The 18363-nt window shown below is 67.7% G+C and carries 18 protein-coding genes; 7 read left to right on the top strand and 11 right to left on the bottom strand.

Translation table 11 applies throughout. The annotated features are described in order from the left end of the window. Positions 1 to 42: 42 nt before the first annotated feature. Positions 43 to 1020, top strand: coding sequence for a uroporphyrinogen-III C-methyltransferase (locus MG068_RS00595; protein WP_132808745.1), 978 nt, complete (start codon positions 43 to 45; stop codon positions 1018 to 1020). 6 nt (positions 1021 to 1026) lie between these two features. Further along, entirely contained in the window at positions 1027 to 2322 is a 1296-nt protein-coding gene (locus MG068_RS00590; protein WP_032130162.1) for a heme biosynthesis HemY N-terminal domain-containing protein, read from the top strand. A gap of 219 nt (positions 2323 to 2541) precedes the next feature. On the opposite strand, the gene MG068_RS00585 is transcribed toward MG068_RS00590, so the two are convergent. Continuing rightward, the gene (locus MG068_RS00585; RefSeq protein WP_099551602.1) at positions 2542 to 3837 is read right to left on the bottom strand and encodes an acetyl-CoA C-acetyltransferase; all 1296 of its coding nucleotides are present in this window, start codon (positions 3835 to 3837) and stop codon (positions 2542 to 2544) included. Between the two features lie 93 nt (positions 3838 to 3930). On the opposite strand from MG068_RS00585, the gene MG068_RS00580 reads away from it, so the two are divergent. Further along, complete coding sequence (locus tag MG068_RS00580; RefSeq protein ID WP_049423143.1) at positions 3931 to 4818, top strand: hypothetical protein; 888 nt, start codon at positions 3931 to 3933, stop codon at positions 4816 to 4818. 122 nt (positions 4819 to 4940) lie between these two features. Here MG068_RS00580 and MG068_RS00575 read toward each other — a convergent pair whose 3' ends face one another. From MG068_RS00575 to MG068_RS00560, 4 genes are all read right to left on the bottom strand, one after another. Further along, positions 4941 to 5555, bottom strand: a complete 615-nt coding sequence (locus MG068_RS00575) for a superoxide dismutase family protein (RefSeq protein ID WP_049462224.1) — start codon at positions 5553 to 5555, stop codon at positions 4941 to 4943. 31 nt (positions 5556 to 5586) lie between these two features. Beyond that, positions 5587 to 6156 (bottom strand): superoxide dismutase family protein, encoded by a 570-nt coding sequence (locus MG068_RS00570; protein WP_004134573.1) that lies wholly within the window; start codon positions 6154 to 6156, stop codon positions 5587 to 5589. Between the two features lie 93 nt (positions 6157 to 6249). Then, the gene (gene ntrC / locus MG068_RS00565) at positions 6250 to 7698 is read right to left on the bottom strand and encodes a nitrogen regulation protein NR(I) (RefSeq protein WP_107431370.1); all 1449 of its coding nucleotides are present in this window, start codon (positions 7696 to 7698) and stop codon (positions 6250 to 6252) included. Next, positions 7691 to 8752 (bottom strand): two-component system sensor histidine kinase NtrB, encoded by a 1062-nt coding sequence (locus tag MG068_RS00560; protein ID WP_132808743.1) that lies wholly within the window; start codon positions 8750 to 8752, stop codon positions 7691 to 7693. Before MG068_RS00560 ends, ntrC begins: the two co-directional genes overlap by 8 nt. Positions 8753 to 8891: 139 nt before the next feature. On the opposite strand from MG068_RS00560, the gene MG068_RS00555 reads away from it, so the two are divergent. Continuing rightward, on the top strand, positions 8892 to 9173 hold the full coding sequence (locus MG068_RS00555) for a type II toxin-antitoxin system RelE/ParE family toxin (protein ID WP_014035516.1): 282 nt from the start codon (positions 8892 to 8894) through the stop codon (positions 9171 to 9173). A gap of 13 nt (positions 9174 to 9186) precedes the next feature. Next, entirely contained in the window at positions 9187 to 9483 is a 297-nt protein-coding gene (locus MG068_RS00550; protein ID WP_088023180.1) for a HigA family addiction module antitoxin, read from the top strand. Positions 9484 to 9545: 62 nt separating this feature from the next. Here MG068_RS00550 and MG068_RS00545 read toward each other — a convergent pair whose 3' ends face one another. The 3 genes from MG068_RS00545 to MG068_RS00535 all read right to left on the bottom strand — a co-directional run bounded on the left by MG068_RS00545 (position 9546) and on the right by MG068_RS00535 (position 12691). Next, positions 9546 to 9839: a hypothetical protein gene (locus MG068_RS00545; protein WP_014035514.1), complete on the bottom strand. Its 294-nt coding sequence runs from the start codon at positions 9837 to 9839 to the stop codon at positions 9546 to 9548. A gap of 108 nt (positions 9840 to 9947) precedes the next feature. Beyond that, complete coding sequence (gene mltA, locus MG068_RS00540; RefSeq protein ID WP_132808741.1) at positions 9948 to 11114, bottom strand: murein transglycosylase A; 1167 nt, start codon at positions 11112 to 11114, stop codon at positions 9948 to 9950. A 65-nt stretch (positions 11115 to 11179) separates the two neighbouring features. After that, complete coding sequence (locus tag MG068_RS00535) at positions 11180 to 12691, bottom strand: alpha/beta hydrolase (RefSeq protein WP_132808739.1); 1512 nt, start codon at positions 12689 to 12691, stop codon at positions 11180 to 11182. 127 nt (positions 12692 to 12818) lie between these two features. Here MG068_RS00535 and MG068_RS00530 point away from each other — a divergent pair, with 127 nt between their 5' ends. Together MG068_RS00530 and MG068_RS00525 are read left to right on the top strand one after the other, a co-directional pair. Continuing rightward, a complete protein-coding gene (locus MG068_RS00530) occupies positions 12819 to 14528 on the top strand; it encodes a histidine kinase (protein WP_132808737.1) in 1710 nt (569 codons plus the stop codon). Next, positions 14516 to 15217: a LytR/AlgR family response regulator transcription factor gene (locus MG068_RS00525; protein ID WP_132808735.1), complete on the top strand. Its 702-nt coding sequence runs from the start codon at positions 14516 to 14518 to the stop codon at positions 15215 to 15217. The genes MG068_RS00530 and MG068_RS00525 overlap by 13 nt, the downstream gene beginning before the upstream one ends. Before the next feature lie 88 nt (positions 15218 to 15305). On the opposite strand, the gene MG068_RS00520 is transcribed toward MG068_RS00525, so the two are convergent. The 3 genes from MG068_RS00520 to MG068_RS00510 form a co-directional block, all read right to left on the bottom strand. Then, a complete protein-coding gene (locus tag MG068_RS00520) occupies positions 15306 to 16052 on the bottom strand; it encodes an N-acetylmuramoyl-L-alanine amidase (protein ID WP_049462230.1) in 747 nt (248 codons plus the stop codon). A gap of 248 nt (positions 16053 to 16300) precedes the next feature. Beyond that, a complete protein-coding gene (locus tag MG068_RS00515) occupies positions 16301 to 17731 on the bottom strand; it encodes an ammonium transporter (RefSeq protein ID WP_132808733.1) in 1431 nt (476 codons plus the stop codon). Between the two features lie 21 nt (positions 17732 to 17752). Continuing rightward, entirely contained in the window at positions 17753 to 18091 is a 339-nt protein-coding gene (locus tag MG068_RS00510; RefSeq protein WP_004134334.1) for a P-II family nitrogen regulator, read from the bottom strand. Positions 18092 to 18363: the final 272 nt, after the last annotated feature.

Raw genomic sequence — 18363 nt, 5'->3', positions numbered from 1 at the left:
CTGCCGGAACCTGACCGGCGACGGTGCCGACAAGGAAGCCCCATGAACGAGACTCCGCCCGTTTCCCCGCCCCGTCGACCCGTGCGCTGGCTGCTGCCGCTGGCCGGGGTGGTCGTGCTTGGCGTGGGCGGCTATGCCGGCTGGTACGTCTGGCAGCAGCAACAAAACGAACAGGAAGCGCAGGCGCAGACCACGGCCGTACAGCTGCAGGGCCTGCAGGCGACGCTGGATGCATTGCGCCGCGACCAGCGCGCAACCAGCCAGCGCCTGCAGGATGCGGCGACCACCAACCGCGTGCTGCGCGACGAGATGCTGGGCCTTTCCCAGCGCAGTGCGCTGCTGGAAGAGAACCTGGCCAAGCTGGCCGACAGCGCCAACCAGGGGCGTCAGGCGGTACAGCGCGATGAGGCCGAACTGCTGCTGACCCAGGCGGCGCAACGCCTGAACTACGCCGACGACGTGGAAGGCGCACGCCGCCTGTATGCACAGGCCGCCACCGCGCTAGCCGATCTGCCCGACAGCGACGGCCTGAACCTGCGCCAGGCACTGGTACAGGAACGCGATGCACTGGATGCGCTGGGCACCGGCCCGCGCGTGCAATCGCTGCAACGCCTGGATGCCCTGGCCAAGGCCCTGCAGGGCCTGCCCTCGCAGGTGACGGGTGGCACCGCGCCCGGCGCCGGCAAGCCTTGGTGGCAGGCCACGCTGGCTCCGTTCGTGGATATCACCCCGAGCCGCCAGAATGGCCCGCTGACCGCCGCCGAACGCCGCAATGCCGACGATGCGCTGCAACTGGAACTGACCCTGGCGCGTGCCGCAATCGAACGTGGCGACCGCACCGGTCGCGATACCGCGTTGGCGCGCGTGGAACACTGGGCACAGCGGCGTTGGCCGGATTCACCGGCCCTGCGCGCGCAACGTGCTGAACTGAAGGCCTTGCGCGAGCTTCCGCTGCAGGCCAGCAACAGCGTTCTTGGCAGCACCCTGCAGCAACTGCGCACCCAGACCGACCGGAGGTAATCCCCCATGAAACCCCTGCAATCCCTGGTCGTGCTGTTGCTGGCCGTGGCCATCGGCGTGGTGGCCGCGCAATGGCTCGGCGCCGATGACCTCAACCGCTTCGGCGAAGTGACCCTGCGCTACGGCGGCTACGACTACCACAGCAACCTGCCCAAGGTGGCACTGCTGTCGGTGATCGCGGTGCTGGTGCTGTGGCTGCTGTGGAGCCTGATCGCTGCACCGTTCCGCGCCTGGGGCCGCTACCGCCGCAAGCAGGGCCGGGTGCGCCTGATCGACGGCCTGCAGGCCTATGAGCACGGCCAGTGGCAGCGCGCGGAAAAGCTGCTGGATGGTGCCGCCAAGGATCCGGAAGTGAGCGCGGTGGCGCTGGCCAATGCCGTGCGCAGTGCGCAGGCACGTGCCGACGGCCCCGCCGGTGAAGCCCTGCTGCAGCGCCTGGGCGAGAGCGATGCCACCCTGCAGGCGCTTCTGCGCGCCGAACAGCTGCTGGCGCGCGATCTGCCGGTGGATGCGATCAACGCGTTGGATGTGGCGACGATCCAGCCGCTGCCGCCGCGCGGCCTGTGGCTGCGTACCGAAGCGCTGGCACAGGCCGGCCGCGCCCACGAGGCGTATGGCCAGCTGGGTGCACTGCGCCAGAGCAAGGTGCTGCCGGCCGACGCCAACAGCGAACTGGAAGCACGCCTGGCCGCACAGGCGCTGCTGGAAGCAGCCGACGTCAATGCGCTGGCCGCGCAGTGGGAAGCCACGCCGAAGGCGCTGCGGCCAACCCCGGACGTGGTGGGTGCGTATGCCAGCCGTGCGGTTGCATTGAACTGGGACGAACCGGCGCTGCTGGCGTTGGAACAGGCACTGGACCAGCGTTGGGATGACGAACTGGTGGCGCTGTATGGCCGCCTGCCGGCCGAGCGCCTGGCCACGCGTCAGGCCAACCTCGCGCGCTGGCGCAACGTGCACGACAGCTCGGCTGCGCTGCGCCTGGCACAGGGCCGCGTGGCCCTGGCCCAGCAGCAGTGGGATGCCGCCGATGCGTTCCTGCACGAGGCCATCGCCGCGGGCGCCGGTGCCCCGGCGTGGGAGGCACTGGGTGAGCTGTTCGCACAGCGTGGCGAGCACGCGCTGGCTGCGCAGTGCCTGGCCAATGCGCTGCGACTGCAGCGTGGCGAGGACAGCGTGGAACTGGTGCGCGGCACCGAAGCGCCGCTGCGTGCCACGGTGGAGGAGCAGCCGGTTACGGTGCAGCCGCCGGTGTATGACGCCAACGAAGAGCGCGACGAATTCGGCAATCCACGGTTGCCGTGAAGCGTGCCGACCAACGGTCGGCACCCACCGGAGCAGAAAAACGCCGCCCATTGGGCGGCGTTTTCATCTGTGGAACCCGGTAGTCGCCAACCTTGGTTGGCGCTCTGACATCTTCCGAACGATGACATCGCATGGCCGACCAAGGTCGGCATCTACCAAAGCAGATCCAACGCGCATTCCCGGTAGTCGCCAACCTTGGTTGGCGCGCGGTCGCAGCGATCAGCGCTCGACGATCGCCACTACGCCCATGCCGCCGGCGGTGCAGATCGACACCAGCGCGCGGCCACCGCCGCGCTCGGCCAGCTGCTTGGCCGCGGTGGCGATCACGCGTGCGCCAGTCGCCGCGAACGGGTGGCCAGTGGCCAGCGACGAGCCCAGCAGGTTGATCTTGTCCGGGTCGATGCGACCCAGCGGTGCATCCAGGCCCAGGCGATTGCGGCAGTAATCCTCGCTCTCCCACGCACGCAGGGTACACAGCACCTGCGCGGCGAAAGCTTCGTGGATCTCGTAGATGTCGAAGTCCTGCAGGGTCAGGCCGTTGCGCTTGAGCATCTCCGGCACGGCCACGGTCGGCGCCATCAGCAGGCCTTCGCCATGCACGAAGTCCACCGCCGAGACGTGCGCGTCACGCAGATAGGCCTGCGGCTCATGGCCGTGGGCACGCGCCCACTCTTCGCTGGCCAGCAGCACGGCGGCGGCGCCGTCGGTCAGCGGCGTGGAGTTGGCGGCGGTGAGCGTGCCGCGGCCGGAGACCTTGTCGAACGCCGGCTTCAGCGTGGCCAGCTTCTCCAGCGAAGTATCAGGGCGCAGGATGTTGTCACGCTCGACACCACGGAACGGTGCGATCAGGTCGTTGAAGAAACCGCGCTCATAGGCAGCAGCCAGCTTCTTGTGCGACGACACCGCCCACTCGTCCTGCGAGTCACGCGAGATGTTCCATTCCTTGGCCATGTCCTCGCAGTGGTCACCCATGCTCTTGCCGGTGCGCGGCTCGGCCACGCCCGGGAATTCGGGCTTGAGCTCGGAGAACTTGAAGCCAGCGGTAAGCGCGCGGATCTTGTCGCCGGTGCTCTTGGCACGGTTGGCGGCCAGCAGGCGCGCGCGCAGCTTCTTGCCGTAGACGATCGGCACGTCGGAGGTTGTGTCCGAACCGCCACCGATACCCGATTCGATCTGGCCCAGCGCGATCTTGTTGGCAACCGTGATGATGCTGTCCAGCGAGGTGCCGCAGGCGCGCTGCAGGGTGATGCCCGGGGTCAACGGCGACAGGCCAGAAGAGAGCGTGGCTTCGCGGCCCAGGTTCCAGTCGCTGGAGTGCTTGATCACCGCACCCATCGCCACTTCACCCAGCTGCTGGCCATGCAGGCCGAAACGTTCAACCAGCGCGCCCAGCGTACGGACCGACATGCCGAGGTTGCCGACATCCGAATACGCGGTGTTCTGGCGGCAGAACGGAATGCGGACGCCACCGAGGATGGCGACGGGACGAGCGTTGGGCATGGAGATACCTGGCATGGATGAGGGTGTCTGCAACATGGCCTGCACGACGGAGCAGGCATAATGGAGCCAAGTGTAGCTGCCGCCCTGTGATGGGCCAACCGTGGAACCATGAGCAAACCCGACCCCGCGATGAATGCCCTTGGCGTGCTGGCCCTGGAACTGGCCGGCGGCGAAATCCCCCGCCAGGCGGTGCTCAGCGCCGAACAGGCCGGTGAACTGGCCGATCGCGTCGGCCGCGACCTGTCCAAGCTGGTGCCGCAGGTGGCCGAGCTGGACCTGGTGTTCGCCGCCGCCCATTTCGACCCGGCCGAAGTACTGCGCCCGGGCTGGCCGATCCATCGCCGCCTGGAAGAACTGCAGATGCGTGCCCCGGGCCGTAACCAGGGCCCGCGCCTGCTGGCCTTCGGTACCGATGCCAACGGTGACGTGCCGCTGCCGTTCCAGGCCGATGCCAGCCTGGTGGGCGGTGGCCTGCGCGTGGTGCCGTTCCTGCTGACCGGCAGCGACGTGGCGACGACCAATGCAGTGGCCGAGGCGCTGGAAGACACGCTGCTGGCCAACGGCATGGCGCATGCCGACACCGCGTTGATGGCGCAGAACACCTTCGGTGCCCGCATCGAGCATGCGCGCTATTTCACCGTGAATGATCTGGCCGCGATGATGTCGATGCAGTACGACAATCAGGGCCTGGCCGCGCTGTGGCCGCTGATCGAGACCGCGATCATGGCCCCGGGCGAGGACGAATGGCTCAACGCCGCGCCCGAGCCGCTGCTGCGCTACACGCACGGCGAGGCACGCATGGCGCTGTTCGATCCGGCCGGCTGGTGCGCGCACTACAACCACGGCAAGAACGACTGCGACCGCCTGAAGGGCATCTACGAGCAGTTCCTGATGCGCCAGCGGCAGATGGCCGCGGTGCTGGAAGCGCACGGCGTGCCGGTGCTGTTCGTGCACTGCGAGGCCGGTCAGGACGCGCGCGAATTGCTGGCGCGCTGATGCGGGTGGCCTGTTGGTAGTGCCGGCCGCTGGCCGGCGACCTCCGGATCTGCGATTGCCGGCCAGCGGCCGGCACTACCGATAAAGAAAAACGCCGGCTTGCGCCGGCGTTTTCTGATGGCTTACTGCGCCTTCTGGATCACTGCGCAGGCCAGGCGCGCACCGGCGTTGCCGGTCGGCTGGGTCTTGTAGTCATCCGCATCGGCGTGGACGATCAGGCCGCGGCCGATGATGTCGAAGTCATCGCCCTTGCCGATGTTGACGTTGCTCGACACCGGGCCGTCGATGGTGGCCACGCCCTTGTCGTCGGCCTTGATGTTGGGCATGTCGCCACCGTGGTGCGGATCGGCGGACACGCTGCCGTGATCCTGCTTGCCCGGGTTGAAGTGGCCACCGGCGCTCATGCCGTCCGGCGCGCTGCAGTCGCCCTTCTCGTGGATGTGGAAGCCGTGCTCGCTGCCCGGCTTCAGGCCGCTGATCTGGCCGGTCACGTGGACCTTGCCGTCAACCACCTTGAAGGTGACGCTGCCCTTGGTCTCATTGCCCTGGGTCGGCGCCAGCTCGGCCGTGGCCGAGGCATCGGCAGCCGGTGCAGGTGCTGCGGCCGGTTCGGCGGTGGCGCCGTCGGCCGGAGCGGCCGGCGCGGTTTCAGCCTGCGGCGCGGCCGGCTGCTGGTTGCAGGCCGCCAGGCCCAGTGCAGCAATGGCTGCGAACAGCGAAGTGTGGATCAAACGCATGGAATCTCTCCCTGGATGATGCCTGCAGTGATCAGCGGACAACCCGGATCACGCCACAGGCGATGCGGACGCCGGCATTGCCGGCGGGCTGGCTGCGATAGTCGTCGGCGTTGGCATGCACGACCAGTGCACGTCCGGCGATATCGGTGGCGGCGCCTCCGCCAAGGGTAACGCCCTTGAGGTGGATATCGACGTTGGCGCGGCCCTGGGCGTCGGCACGCAGATTGTCCATGTCGCCCAGGTGGTGCTTGCCGGTGCCGGCGCGGCCATGCGCAGCGCCACCGGGATTGAAGTGGTTGCCGGCACTGCTGGCATCCACCGCGCTGCAGTCGCCGCGCTCGTGGATGTGGAAACCGGCCTGCTGCATCGGCTGCAGGCCACCGATCAGCCCGGTGATGTGGATGCCACCGGGCTCCACCATCAGCGCGATGCGGCCACTGACGATGCTGGCCGAGGCCGGCGACAGATTGGCCTCGGCCTGCTTGGCGGCGCTGACCACGGTCGGCGGTGGCGGGGTGGGTTCGGCCTTCTTCGGCGCACTGCCACAGGCAGACAGCAGCGCGGCGGCGGACAACGGCAGGATGGCAAAGGACAGACGCATCGAAGACTCCTTGCAGGTGACACTACGGACGGCATCGTCCATGAACGATCAACGGTTCGGCAAGCGGGCGCGAGGATCGCGTGCAGGGACCGTTCAATGGCCCCCGCGACGGCGCCCGGCGCCCAGCTTGCGGGTAAGGGTATTGCGGCCAAGGCCCAGGCGGGCCGCGGCTTCGGCACGGCGGCCATGGGTGATCTGCAGCGCGGCCTCCAGCAGGGCATGGTCGACCCGCTCTCGCACCTGCGCGTGCAGCCCTTCCACGCCTTCGGCCAGCTGACGGCGTGCCCATTCGGCCAGCAGCGCCTCCCACTGCCCCGGATCGGCGTTGGTGGTGCTGCTGCGACGACCGCGCGTACGGTTGAGCGCGGTATCGACGTCGGCCACACCAATGGTGTCAGCGGCGGCCAGCGCCGCCATCCGCCAACACACGTTTTCCAGTTCGCGCACGTTGCCCGGCCAGTCGTGTTCGCGCAGCGCCTGCAGTGCGGCAGCGGTCAGGCGCTTCGGCGGCGTATCCAGCTTGCGTGCGGCGGCGGCCAGGAAGGTGCTGGCCAGTTGCGCGATGTCCTCGCGACGCTCGCGCAGCGGTGGCAGCTGCAGGCGCACCACGTCCAGGCGATGCAGCAGATCGGCACGGAACTTCCCCTGTGCGACCAGGCCTTCCAGATCCTGGTGGGTGGCGGCAATCACCCGCACGTCGACGCGGATCAACTCGCGGCCACCGACGCGGAAGAACTCGCCCTGTGCCAGCACGCGCAACAGACGGGTCTGCAGCGGCAACGGCATATCGCCTATTTCATCGAGGAACAGCGTGCCGCCGTTGGCCTGCTCGAAGCGACCGATATGGCGGCGCTGGGCACCGGTGAAGGCGCCGGCTTCGTGGCCGAACAACTCGCTTTCCAGCAGCTCGGACGGGATTGCAGCAGTATTGAGCGCGACGAACGGCCCCTGCGCGCGCGGCGATTCGCGATGCAGCGCATTGGCCACCAGCTCCTTGCCGGTGCCGGTTTCGCCGGTGATCAGCACCGCCAGCGGTGCCTGCGCCAGGCGGCCGATGGCACGGAACAGCGCGCGCATCGGCGGGGTATCGCCCACCAGTTGCGGTGGCTGGTCGCCATGCGCTTCCGCCGCAGGTGTGGGCGCCGCCAGTGCCGGTGCAACGGCCGGCAGCACACGCTGCGCCAGCGCCACGGCGTCGTCCAGATCGAACGGCTTGGACAGGAATTCATGCGCGCCACCGCGGAACGCACCGGCCGTGCTGGCCACGTCGGTGTAGGCCGACATCACCACCACCGGCAGCTGCGGCAGCGCGGCCTTGAGCTTGTCCAGCAGCACCAGGCCATCGTCGCCGGGCATGCGCACATCGGTGAACAGCAGCGCCGGCGGCGGGCCCTCGCTCAGGGCCTGCAGGGCGGGGGCGGCGCTGTCGAAGTCGACAACCTGGTAGCCTGCCTCGCGCAGCGCGGTGCACAGCACGAAGCGCACGGCGCGGTCGTCGTCGACCACCCAGATGCGCTGCGGGGACGAAAAAGACTCAGACATCGCGCGGGGCCTCCTCGGCCGGGGCGGCGCCGTTGCCGATCGGCAGCAGCAGGGTGAACACGGTATGGCCCGGGCGCGAGCGGTAGGTCAGCGTACCGCGGTGTTCGCGCGCGACCTGCTGCGCCAGCGCCAGGCCCAGGCCAGTGCCTTCGGCGCGGCCACTGACCAGGGGCAGGAACAGGTGCTCGGCCAGCTCCTCGGGCACGCCACGGCCGTCGTCGGCAATCTCCAGGCGCAGCGCCAGCGTGTGCAGCTGCTCGGCGATGCGTACACCGTGTTCTACGCGGGTACGCAGGGTGATGTTGCCGGCGCCGGCCTGGATCGCGTTGCGCACCAGGTTCCACACTGCCTGGGTGAGGCGGTCGGCGTCGCCATGGAATTCGGGAATGCTGGGGTCGTAGTCGCGCTGCAGGCGTACCGCCCAACCGGCCTCGTTCTCGGCCAGGCGCAGCACGCGTTCCAGCGCGGCGTGGATGTTCAGTTCGGCATGCGGTGCGGCCGGGGCCGGCGACAGCAGCTGGTCGAGCAGGCCGTTGAGGCGCTCGATCTCGGACCCGATCAATTCGATCAGCTCACGTTCGCTGGCATCGCGTTGGGCCGCGCGGCGGGCCAGCAGCTGGGCCGCGCCCTTCAGCCCGGCCAGTGGGTTGCGCAGCTCGTGGGCCAGTCCCTTCAGCGCCGCACTGAGCGCGCTGGGCAGGGCCTGGGTCGGGTCGAGTCCGGGGAATTCATCAACCGGATGCGCCTCCAGCAGCCAACCGCCATCGTCGCGGCGGCTCATCCAGCCCTCGGCGAAGCGCGGGGCCTCGCCGGGCACCGCCAGCGCCAACCGGTTCAGGCGCAGGCTGTCGCGCTCATCGCGGGCCAGGAAATGGGCCAGTGCCTCGCCCTGCACTTCCAGTGCGGCCAGCGGCCGCCCCAGCAGGCGCCGGACGCTGACGCCCAGCCAGCGGGCGAAGGCCGGGTTGCAGCCGGCAATGCAGCCATCGGCCCCGGCCCAGGCCAACGGCGTGCCCAGGGCATCGAGGGACGGCGGGGGTGCGGGGTCGGACATTGCACCAATGTAGTGCAAAACGCGGGTCCGGGGTCGGATCGCGTCGAATGCGTCGCCAGTCGTCGCGCCCGGGAATTACGCGCCATGCTTGCCGAAGGAATACTAACGCCTTACGATACTATCGTCACACGTTATCAATATGCCGATCCAATCATTTGCCTGCAAACGTACGCAGGCACTGTTTGATGGTCATCGCGTGCAGAGATGGCGCCACATTGAAGCTGCCGCGCTGCGAAAGCTGGCCATGCTCAATGTGGCAGCTGATCTGCGGGATCTGCGTCTGCCGCCAGCGAACAGACTGGAATCGCTGCATGGGGACCGGCGCGGCCAGTACAGCATCCGCATCAATGACCGGTTCCGGCTGTGCTTTGTCTGGTCTCGGGAAGGTCCTGCCGAGGTCGAAATTGTCGATTACCACTGAAGGAGTCGTGCGAGTGCGAACCGCCCCCTACCCCGCTCCCGGCGAGATCCTGTTGCATGAATTCCTGGAGCCTCTGGGCATCACCCAATACCGGCTGGCCAAGGCAATTGGCGTCTCACAACGCCGTATCGGCGAGATTGTCTCCGGTGATCGCGCAGTCACTGCGGACACCGGGCTGCGCCTGTCCCGCTACTTCGGCGTTTCCGACAAGTTCTGGATCGGCCTGCAGGCCGACTTCGATGCCGCGATGACCAAGGAAAAGCTGGCCGACGTGCTTGCCCGGATCGAACCCTACAACGCGGCTGCCTGAGCCTTGGCCCGGGGTCAGAGCCCTTTCCCTGCGGAAAGGGACCCGAGCCCGGGCGGGCAGCGTTACACCGGGTAGCCGGTGGCTTCCCGGGCCTTCTTCCAGGCACTTTCGAATTCGCGCGCGGAGATTTCGTCGTCTTCGTCGAAATCCAGGAACGACACCGGCTGGTCGGCCAGCAGGAAGCGGTCATCGCTGTGGGCGTGCTCGTCGGCCCAGACCATCTTGGTGCCGTAGATCTCCACCTGGCGCACGATCTTCTCGCCACGGGCTTCCATCAGCACGTTGCCCTTGCCCAGGCCCGATTCGGCCCAGTGCTTGTAGTACTTCTTTGCGTTGTTGTTCTTGATGTTCTTCATTGCAGGGGTCCTGGCCGCAGGCGCGGCCGGAGAGTTCGGAATGGCGCCATTATCAGGCATCCGGGGTCAGAACCCTTTCCTGCGGAAAGGGATCCGACCCCTGCCGGTTCAGTTCGGCAACGCCACGCCCTTCGGCCACAGCATCCAGATGTTGCCCTTCTGCTTCATGTCGCCGGCCAGCTTGCCGGCGGCATCGCCACTGCCCCAGTACAGGTCCGCGCGCACTTCGCCGGCAATGGCGCCGCCGGTGTCCTGCGCGGCCACCGGGCGCACCACCGGGGTGCCGTCCGGGCGCGTGGTGGACAGCCACAGCAGGCTGCCCAGCGGCACCACGCTGCGATCCACTGCGACGCTGTAGCCGGCGGTGAGCGGCACGTTCAGTGAACCACGTGGGCCTTCCGGGCTGTCCGGGTTGCGCACGAAGAACACGTAGCTGGGGTTGCTGCGCAGCAGTTCCGGCACGCGCGCGGGATTGGCCCGGGCCCAGGCGCGGATCGCATCCATGGTGACGTCTTCCTTCTTCAGCTGGCCATGGTCGACCAGCCAGCGACCGATCGCGCGGTAGGGGTGGCCGTTCTGCTCGGCATAGGCCAGCCGTACCTGCGTGCCGTCGCCCAGGCGCACCCGGCCCGACCCCTGGATCTGCAGCAGCTGCAGGTCCATCGGGTCGGTCAGCCAGGCCAGTACCGGCGCCTTGGCGCCCTTGGCCGCGATGGTGCCGGCGTCGTCATAGGGCTTGAGCACCTTGCCCTCGACGCGCCCGCGCAGGCGCTTGCCCTTCAATTCCGGGTAGACGCTGTCCAGCTGCACCACCACCAGATCATCGGGCGTACCGTACACCGGTACAGTGGCAGCAGCCGTGCGGGTGAGGCTGCCGGGGTAGATCGGCTCGTAGTAGCCGGTAATCAGCCCGTCGGCCTGGTGGCCGCCGGCACGCAATGCATAGACATCCAAATCGCGCTGCAGGAACTGGCGGATCGCCGCCGGGTCCTTGTCCGAAACCGTCGCGGCGGTGGCGCAGGGTTTGGCCCAGACCGCATCGTTCTTCAGGCGGGTGCAGCTGCTGCGCCAGGCGACGAAACCGGCCTGCAGGTCGCTGTCGGAGACCGGTGGCAGTGCGCTCCATGCGGCCTTGGCATAGGTGGCAGCGGGCGGCGTGACCGGCGTCGGCACTTCGGTTCCGGTGCGGGGAGCGGTGGTGGAGCAGCCGGCGAGCACGGCCAGCGCAAGAAGGCTCAAGCTCGTGCGATTCAGGGGGGCAATGATGTCTTTCATTGCCCCAATGTAGAGGAAACAGCACGGTGCCGGACCCGTCGGGTGCCCGGCACCACGCTCTTCCTTCAGCGTCCACCACTGCCCAGCAGGCCACTGTTGCTGGTGGCGAACACCGGCGGCGGTACGTCCAGCTCGGCATCGTTCACGATGCGACCGGCCAGGAAGTCGACGATGCTGCGGGCAATGGCAGGATTGCCGGTCCACAGCTCGTGGTGATGGCTGGCGTTGCGCACAAGTAGCGAGCGGCCATGGCTGAAGCCTGGACGCAGCGCATCGGCATTGGCCGGTGGCGTGCGCCCATCCAGCGTGCCGCTGATGAACAGCACCGGCACGTCGCTGCGCAGCGGCCCGCGGAAGGATTCGCCCAGATCGGCCAGGCCCAGGCCGTTGCCGATGGCGGGGAACGGGAAGTTCAGGGCGTCGCCGAACAGGCTTTCGCGTGCCTGCGCCTCCACCCGCGCCAGACGCTGCGGGCTCTGCCCGGAAGCCACGTCCATGGCCAGCCCCATCGCCGGGTACTGGGCGAACTGTGCGCGCACGATCAGCACCAGATCGGCCAGCGGGTCGTAGTTGCCGCGCTCGGCCTCGCGGAGTATCAACGGCAGCCACTGCTGGGTATGCCGCTGGCCAAGAGTATTGGCAATCAGGATCTGCGCATCGAATTCACCGATGGTCACCTGGCGACCGTCATGCATGCGGCTGCGACCCTGTCGCGGCTGCTCACGCAATGCCTGCAGCACGCGCTTTGCCGATCCGGCCAGATCATCGAAGCCGTCCCTGCGGGCCAGTGGCGTCAGTTCCTGTAGCAGCGCATCGCTGCTGAGCGGCAGCTTCAGTGTGTCATCGGGGCCTTCGGTGCCCATCAGCACGACGCGTTCCAGATCTTCGCCGTGCAGGCGCACCGTCGCAAGCGCCAGGTGGGTGCCGTAGCTCATGCCCCACAAGCTGATCCTGGGCACACCCAGTGCGCGCCGCAGATCATCCAGGTCATCGGCGCTCTCGGCGGTCGTATAGGCGCCCAGATCGACGCCAGCCTGACGCCAGAATTCCACGCACTTGGCAGCCGTCGCCTGCAATGCGGCCAGGGCCGCATCGCGCTGCAGTGGTTGGCCATCGTCGAAGCGGGTTTCATGCGGACACTCCGGCGGTGGTTCAGACAGACCGGCACCTCGCTGGTCGAGCAGCAGCACGTCGGCTTCGCGTCGGACCTGGTCGAACACCGGCCAGCGCGGGCCGCGCGCGGTATCGATGCCGGAACCGCCCGAGCCACCGGCCAGATAAACCACGGGGGCGCTGCGGCCATCGCCGCCGGTTGCTCGCAGGCGTACCACCTTCAGCCCCATGCGCGGTCCGTCCGGCTCGCTGTGTCGGCGCGGCACCTCCAGCACGGCGATCTCTGCAGGGATGGCGCCATGTGCTTTGGTCTGCAGCGTGTACGGCTCGAACACCAATGCCCTAGGCGTGGCCTGCGCCGGCATGGCCGCAGCGAGCGCCAGACAGAACGTGGCCACCGTGGCGACCAGGGCAGAGCGACGAGGATGGAGACTGCTGGACAATGTGCAGGCGTTGCGGCTCATGGTGGGCTCCAAAGGAGGGACGTGCGCGGTCAGCATCGGCTCGATCACAGGGCTGTGGGGGCACCCGCCTGCCGAACGTCTCCAAAAGGCGGTCCAATGGCTCCACGCAACCGATACGATGGCCGCCATGCAGATCCCACGTACCCTGGCTGTTCTTGCTCTGCTGCTTGCGGCGGTGGCCGCATGGCTGGTCGTGTCGACGCCACCCGCCGGCGTGGTGTTCGTGCAGGGGGCGCAGATGGCACCTGCGGACGCCGGGGCATCCAGCCCCCTGCCTGCGCGGCCGCCGCAGGACCTGGCCTGGCGTCCGCTGGATCAGCAGCTGCTGGCGCAGTGGCGCGGCCCGTACTGGCTGCGCTGGCAGGTGCCGGCGCCAACCGGCACCGACGATCATGACCGCACGTTGCGGCTGTCGCTGCGCGCTGCCAGCCAGCTGTACTGGAACGGCACGCCCTGGATCAGCAATGGCGTCGTGGGCCGCACCGCTGAAGAAGAACAACCAGGACGCATCGACCTTGTCCACGTGCTTCCCCCCGCTTCTGGCAATGCCACCGATGAGCTGGTCGTGCTTGCATCCAGCCAGCGACAACATTTCACCCTGCATGGCGCCGACGCGATGGCACTGATCGCGCCCGCAGCTGTGCTGTATGGCCAGATCATCCTGCCATGGCTGGTTGCGGCCTTCGCCATCGGCGCACTGGCGGCAGCCAGCCTGTATTTCCTGGCGGTACTGCGTGGCCAGACCCGCACGCCCGGCGCTCGCCTTCTGCTGGCACTGGGCGTGGTGGGACTGGCGTTGCCTGCAGTGGAAGCGTGGCGCTCCCTGCTGGGGTATGACTACCCGTGGCATGTCCCGCGCCTGATTGCACTGCTGGCATTGCACGTAGCCGCGGCCATGCTCCTGCCAGCCTATCTGGCGCGGCGATTCCAGGTGGCGGTTCCGCGTGCCGGGTGCTTCGTCTATCTGTCCGTGATCGCGGTGCTCGCCATCGTCCTGCCTGGCTTTGACACCCGCTCGGCGGCAGTGCTCTTGTTAAGCCTGCTCGCTGCGGCATCGCTGCTGCTGCGTGCGCGCGGCGACACAGAGGATAGATGGCCGATCCTGGCATTGCTGCTAGCCGGTCTGCTGGCGTTGCTGGTCGCGCGCGGCGCCTTCCTTGATGGGCCGTACTTCCTGCTGCTGGCGGTGCTGATGGTGTTCCTGCTGCTGCGTCATGCGGCACAGCTGCAGGCACTGGACCGGCACAATGCGTTGCTGCGTGAAGAGCGCGCACGGCTTTCATTGCAGCTGTTGCAGCGAGGCATCCAGCCACATTGGCTCATGAACACCCTCACAAGTCTGCAGGAACTGATCGAGCAGGCACCTTCACGTGCCAGCCGCCTGGTGGAGTCGTTGGCCGATCAGTTCGATCGGCTGCGTGACAGCAGCAGCCGGCAGAGCATTCCGTTGCAGGACGAGCTGGCCCTGTGCCGCAGCCATCTGGACATCGTTGGCCAGGCACTGGGCCAGCCCCTGGTGCTGGACGTGGATGGCGAGGATGCGCCGCTGTTGCTGCCGCCCGGCATCCTGCATGCACAGGTGGAAAACGCACTGACGCACGCCGGTGCGCTGGCATGCGCGCAGCACCCGTTCCGTCTGCGCGTGCAGCGCGGCGATGGACGCTGGGTGCTGGAACTGCACAGCGCGCACGGCTCGTCCTCGCATCGCGGTCGCGGCACGGGCACGCGCTACATCGAAGCCAGTCTGGCGGCCGCCAGCCCCGGCGGATGGAGCTTCGTGCAAGGCATCGACGGCAACCAATGGTGCGGACGGATCGAACTGACATGCGCATCCTGATCGTTGAAGACGAACCGCTGGTACGCCAACGCCTGCAGCGGCTGTGCGCCGAGCTGGCAGGCACGCGCGCACGCTTCGATGCCGTGGCCGATCTGGAGGCAGCCGGCGACCGCCTGCAGCGCAATGTCTACGACGGCCTGCTGCTGGACCTCAACCTTGGGGGCGAGGACGGTTTCGAACTGCTGCGGCGTGCGGTAGCCGGCCGCTACCAGTGCGTAGTGGTGTCGGCCCACCGTGATCGTGCGCTGCAGGCATTTGAACACGGCGTGCTCGACTTCGTTCCCAAGCCCTTTGCGCGCGAACGCCTTGGTCAGGCGCTGGAACGCTTGTTCGATACCAGCGGTATGCGTTCAGGCCGGGCACGCTACCTGGGCATCTGGCGTGCGCAGGGAACGGCAACCGTCGAGCTCTCGGAGGTGATGTGGATCGCGGCAGATGGCGACTACAGCCAGGTGCGCATGCGCGATGGCCGCAGCGAGCTGCATGACAAACCCCTGACTGCACTGGCCTCAGTACTGCCTCAGGATTTCGTCCGCTGCCATCGATCGCACCTGGTCAACCTGCGGCACGTGCGTACGTTGCATGCTGGTTCCGGCAGCCGCTACTGGCTGGTGCTGAGCGACGGTAGCGAGCTGGTTGTTGGCCGCGCGCACATCGTGGCGCTACGCGATGCGCTGGGTCTGGGGTGATCGCCAGAGGATGCCAGGCATGGTCTGGCACTGCCGGGGAGCGGGAACGGCATGGAGATGCCTGCGCTGCGAACGCGCCAGGCATGGTTCACGGCGTCTGCAGCAGCAGGGAATGCAGGATGCGGGCGTCTTCGGCATCCAGTGTCTTCGGCAGGTCGTCGCGGCCACGGAAACGGCGGTGGAAGGCTGCGACGGTGGCGTCCCGGTTGTCGAGCGGATAGCCAAAGCGGGCCAGCGCACTCCACGCGTCAAAGCCTTCCGGTGCCGCACCGTCGGCCGCGCGCGGCCAGACGCCGAAACCGGCCTCGGCCAGCTGCTGCCACGGGAAGAACCGGCTCGGATCCTGCTTGCGCGTCGGCGCCAGGTCGGCGTGGCCAATCACCTGCCGCGGCGGAATGTTCAGGCGGGCGGTGAGATCGCGCAGCAGCACAATCAGCGATTCGATCTGCGCCGCACTGAACGGGCTGCGGCCATCGTTGTCGAGCTCGATGCCGATCGATGCCGAGTTGAGGTCGGTGATGGTGCCCCAACGCCCGGCGCCGGCGTGCCAGGCGCGGCGCTCATCGGCAACCAGCTGATAGCGATGGCCATCGGCACCGATCAGGTAGTGCGCGCTGACCGGTCCACCGCTGTTGGCCGTGCGCAACGTACGCAGGCTCTGCTGCACCGATTTCTGTTCGGTGTGGTGAATGACGATGATGACGGGCGTGCGCGCGTTCTGGTTGGGTGACGGCACCCAGGTGGCGAGCGGGTTGTGGGTTTCCTGCGGCGCGGAGGCACAGGCGGCCAGCAGCAGGCAGGCCGAGAGCATCAGGGCGGTGCGGATCGGGTGCATGGCCCGATTGTGCGCGATCAGGCGCGATGATGCATGCCGCCGTGCCGAGCAAGCTTGGCACCCACCAGAGAGGATGCAGTAGATCCACGCCATGCGTGGATGGGCTAGCCGCTGTGCCGACCAACGGTCGGCACCCACCAGAGCAGACCCAGACCCAGTGCCAAGCAAGCTTGGCACCTACCAGACCAGTAAAAGTGCCGACCAACGGTCGGCACCCACAACATCAATGCAGTAGCTCGGCCGCTACTTCAGGCCTCGTAGGCGGACTCGCCGTGCGAGGTCACATCCAGGCCGGTGCGCTCTGCTTCCTCGGTCACGCGCAGGCCGACCACGCTGCGCACCACCAGCAGGATCAGCGTGGTCACTACCGCCGACCAGACCACGGTCAGGCCGACGCTGACCACCTGCACCCAGACCTGATGGGCGATATCCAGATCGGCCTTGGTGCCGCCCAGCGACTGCGCGCTGAACACACCGGTGAGAATCGCGCCGACGATGCCGCCGACACCATGCACACCGAACACGTCGGCGGTGTCGTCCACCTTCAGCAGGCGCTTCAAACCAGTCACACCCCACACGCAGACCACGCCGGCGACGAAGCCGATGATGATCGCGCCGAGCGGGCCGACGGTGCCGCAGGCCGGGGTGATGCCGACCAGGCCGGCCACTGCGCCCGAGGCCGCGCCCAGTGCCGACGGCTTGCCCTTGCTGATCGCTTCCACCAGCGTCCAACCGAGTACGGCAGCGGCCGTGGCCAGCACGGTGTTGAGGAAGGCCAGCGAGGCGACGGTATCGGCGGCAGCGGCGGAACCCGCGTTGAAGCCGAACCAGCCGACCCACAGCAGCATCGCACCGATATAGGTAAACGGCACGTTGTGCGGCTTCAGCGCGGTCTGGCCATAGCCCAGGCGCTTGCCGACGAACCACGCGGCGACCAGACCGGCCACACCTGCGTTGATGTGGACCACGGTGCCACCGGCGAAATCGATCGCGCCCATCTCACCCAGGTAGCCGCCACCCCAGACGATGTGCGCCATCGGGATGTAGCTGAGGGTGAACCATAGCGCCGAGAACAGCAGCACCGCACGGAACTTGATGCGCTCGGCGAACGCGCCGACGATCAGCGCGGTGGTGATGCCAGCAAACGTCGACTGGAAGGCGACGAACAGGTAATCCGGCAGGCCCTTGATCGGGGTGTTGCCGACCGACTCCGGAGTGAAGCCCTTGAGGAAGGCGAATTCGGTGAACGAGCCGAAGAACGGGTTGCCCGTGCTGAACACCGCGCTGTAGCCATAGGCCACCCACAGCAGCAGCACCAGCGAGAACACCACCAGGATCTGGCTGAGCACCGACAGCACGTTCTTCGAACGCACCAGGCCGCCATAGAACAAGGCCAGGCCCGGCACCACCATCAGCAGCACCAGCAGGGTGGACGTCAGCATCCAGGCCACGTCGCCATGGTCGTAGGTCGCGGCGGCTTCAGCCGCGGCCGGTGCGGCGGCCGGAGCGACCGGGTCCTGCAGTGGTTCGACCGCCACGCTTTCGCTCGGCAGCGGCGAGATCTGGGCCTGAGCGTGGGCACTGCCCGGCCACGCACCGGCGGCCAGCGCGCTGAACAGCATCAACAGGCACACGATATGGAACCGGGCTTGCCACCCGGTGAGAAGGCGCATCTTCATGGGGGAGTCTCCGGAAAGGGGTTACAGCGCGTCGGCACCGATTTCGCCGGTGCGGATGCGGATGACCTGTTCGACGGCGGTGACGAAGATCTTGCCGTCACCGATCTTGCCGGTGCCTGCCGACGACTGGATCGCTTCGATCACCGCATCGGCACGTTCGTCGGTGACCACGGTTTCGATCTTGATCTTGGGCAGGAAATCGACGACGTACTCGGCGCCGCGATACAGCTCGGTGTGGCCCTTCTGGCGGCCGAAGCCTTTCACTTCGGTCACGGTAATGCCCGACACGCCTGCGTCGGACAAGGCCTCGCGGACCTCGTCGAGCTTGAATGGCCGGATGATGGCGGAGATCAGTTTCATGCGCATGTCCCGATGGTGGATGGGGCCAGCGCGCCAGCGCGCGTTGGCATCAGGCAACCACGGGTCATCAGGATGATGACCGTGGCTGTTGCACCGGACACGTACAGGGCCGGGACGGCCGTGCCTCTCTCCTTGCACGACCGACGCGGGAGGGAGGGCGGCCCTGGTCGCGTATCCGGTCTCTCTTGCCCCTGTTTCAGCGGACTAACAGTCCGCTCTACTGCAGCGGGCCAGCGGCCCGCTCTACCACGGCGGGCCAGCGGCCCGCTCTA

The organism is Stenotrophomonas sp. ASS1 (genome assembly GCF_004346925.1).
In the GTDB taxonomy this organism is placed as follows: domain Bacteria; phylum Pseudomonadota; class Gammaproteobacteria; order Xanthomonadales; family Xanthomonadaceae; genus Stenotrophomonas; species Stenotrophomonas maltophilia_A.
The sequence above is the reverse complement of the archived record's forward strand: the minus strand, read 5'-3'. Positions and strand labels throughout refer to the sequence as shown.

Excerpts from the sequence above, each read along its gene's own strand:
- MG068_RS00590 (WP_032130162.1), top strand. The coding sequence starts at position 1,027 with ATGAAACCCCTGCAATCCCTGGTCGTGCTGTTGCTGGCCGTGGCCATC.
- mltA (WP_132808741.1), bottom strand. The coding sequence starts at position 11,114 with ATGAAAGACATCATTGCCCCCCTGAATCGCACGAGCTTGAGCCTTCTT.
- MG068_RS00520 (WP_049462230.1), bottom strand. The coding sequence starts at position 16,052 with ATGCACCCGATCCGCACCGCCCTGATGCTCTCGGCCTGCCTGCTGCTG.
- MG068_RS00555 (WP_014035516.1), top strand. The coding sequence starts at position 8,892 with ATGCCGATCCAATCATTTGCCTGCAAACGTACGCAGGCACTGTTTGAT.
- MG068_RS00530 (WP_132808737.1), top strand. The coding sequence starts at position 12,819 with ATGCAGATCCCACGTACCCTGGCTGTTCTTGCTCTGCTGCTTGCGGCG.
- MG068_RS00560 (WP_132808743.1), bottom strand. The coding sequence starts at position 8,752 with ATGTCCGACCCCGCACCCCCGCCGTCCCTCGATGCCCTGGGCACGCCG.
- MG068_RS00525 (WP_132808735.1), top strand. The coding sequence starts at position 14,516 with ATGCGCATCCTGATCGTTGAAGACGAACCGCTGGTACGCCAACGCCTG.
- MG068_RS00595 (WP_132808745.1), top strand. The coding sequence starts at position 43 with ATGAACGAGACTCCGCCCGTTTCCCCGCCCCGTCGACCCGTGCGCTGG.
- MG068_RS00570 (WP_004134573.1), bottom strand. The coding sequence starts at position 6,156 with ATGCGTCTGTCCTTTGCCATCCTGCCGTTGTCCGCCGCCGCGCTGCTG.
- MG068_RS00580 (WP_049423143.1), top strand. The coding sequence starts at position 3,931 with ATGAGCAAACCCGACCCCGCGATGAATGCCCTTGGCGTGCTGGCCCTG.
- MG068_RS00585 (WP_099551602.1), bottom strand. The coding sequence starts at position 3,837 with ATGCCAGGTATCTCCATGCCCAACGCTCGTCCCGTCGCCATCCTCGGT.
- ntrC (WP_107431370.1), bottom strand. The coding sequence starts at position 7,698 with ATGTCTGAGTCTTTTTCGTCCCCGCAGCGCATCTGGGTGGTCGACGAC.
- MG068_RS00510 (WP_004134334.1), bottom strand. The coding sequence starts at position 18,091 with ATGAAACTGATCTCCGCCATCATCCGGCCATTCAAGCTCGACGAGGTC.
- MG068_RS00545 (WP_014035514.1), bottom strand. The coding sequence starts at position 9,839 with ATGAAGAACATCAAGAACAACAACGCAAAGAAGTACTACAAGCACTGG.
- MG068_RS00575 (WP_049462224.1), bottom strand. The coding sequence starts at position 5,555 with ATGCGTTTGATCCACACTTCGCTGTTCGCAGCCATTGCTGCACTGGGC.
- MG068_RS00515 (WP_132808733.1), bottom strand. The coding sequence starts at position 17,731 with ATGAAGATGCGCCTTCTCACCGGGTGGCAAGCCCGGTTCCATATCGTG.
- MG068_RS00535 (WP_132808739.1), bottom strand. The coding sequence starts at position 12,691 with ATGAGCCGCAACGCCTGCACATTGTCCAGCAGTCTCCATCCTCGTCGC.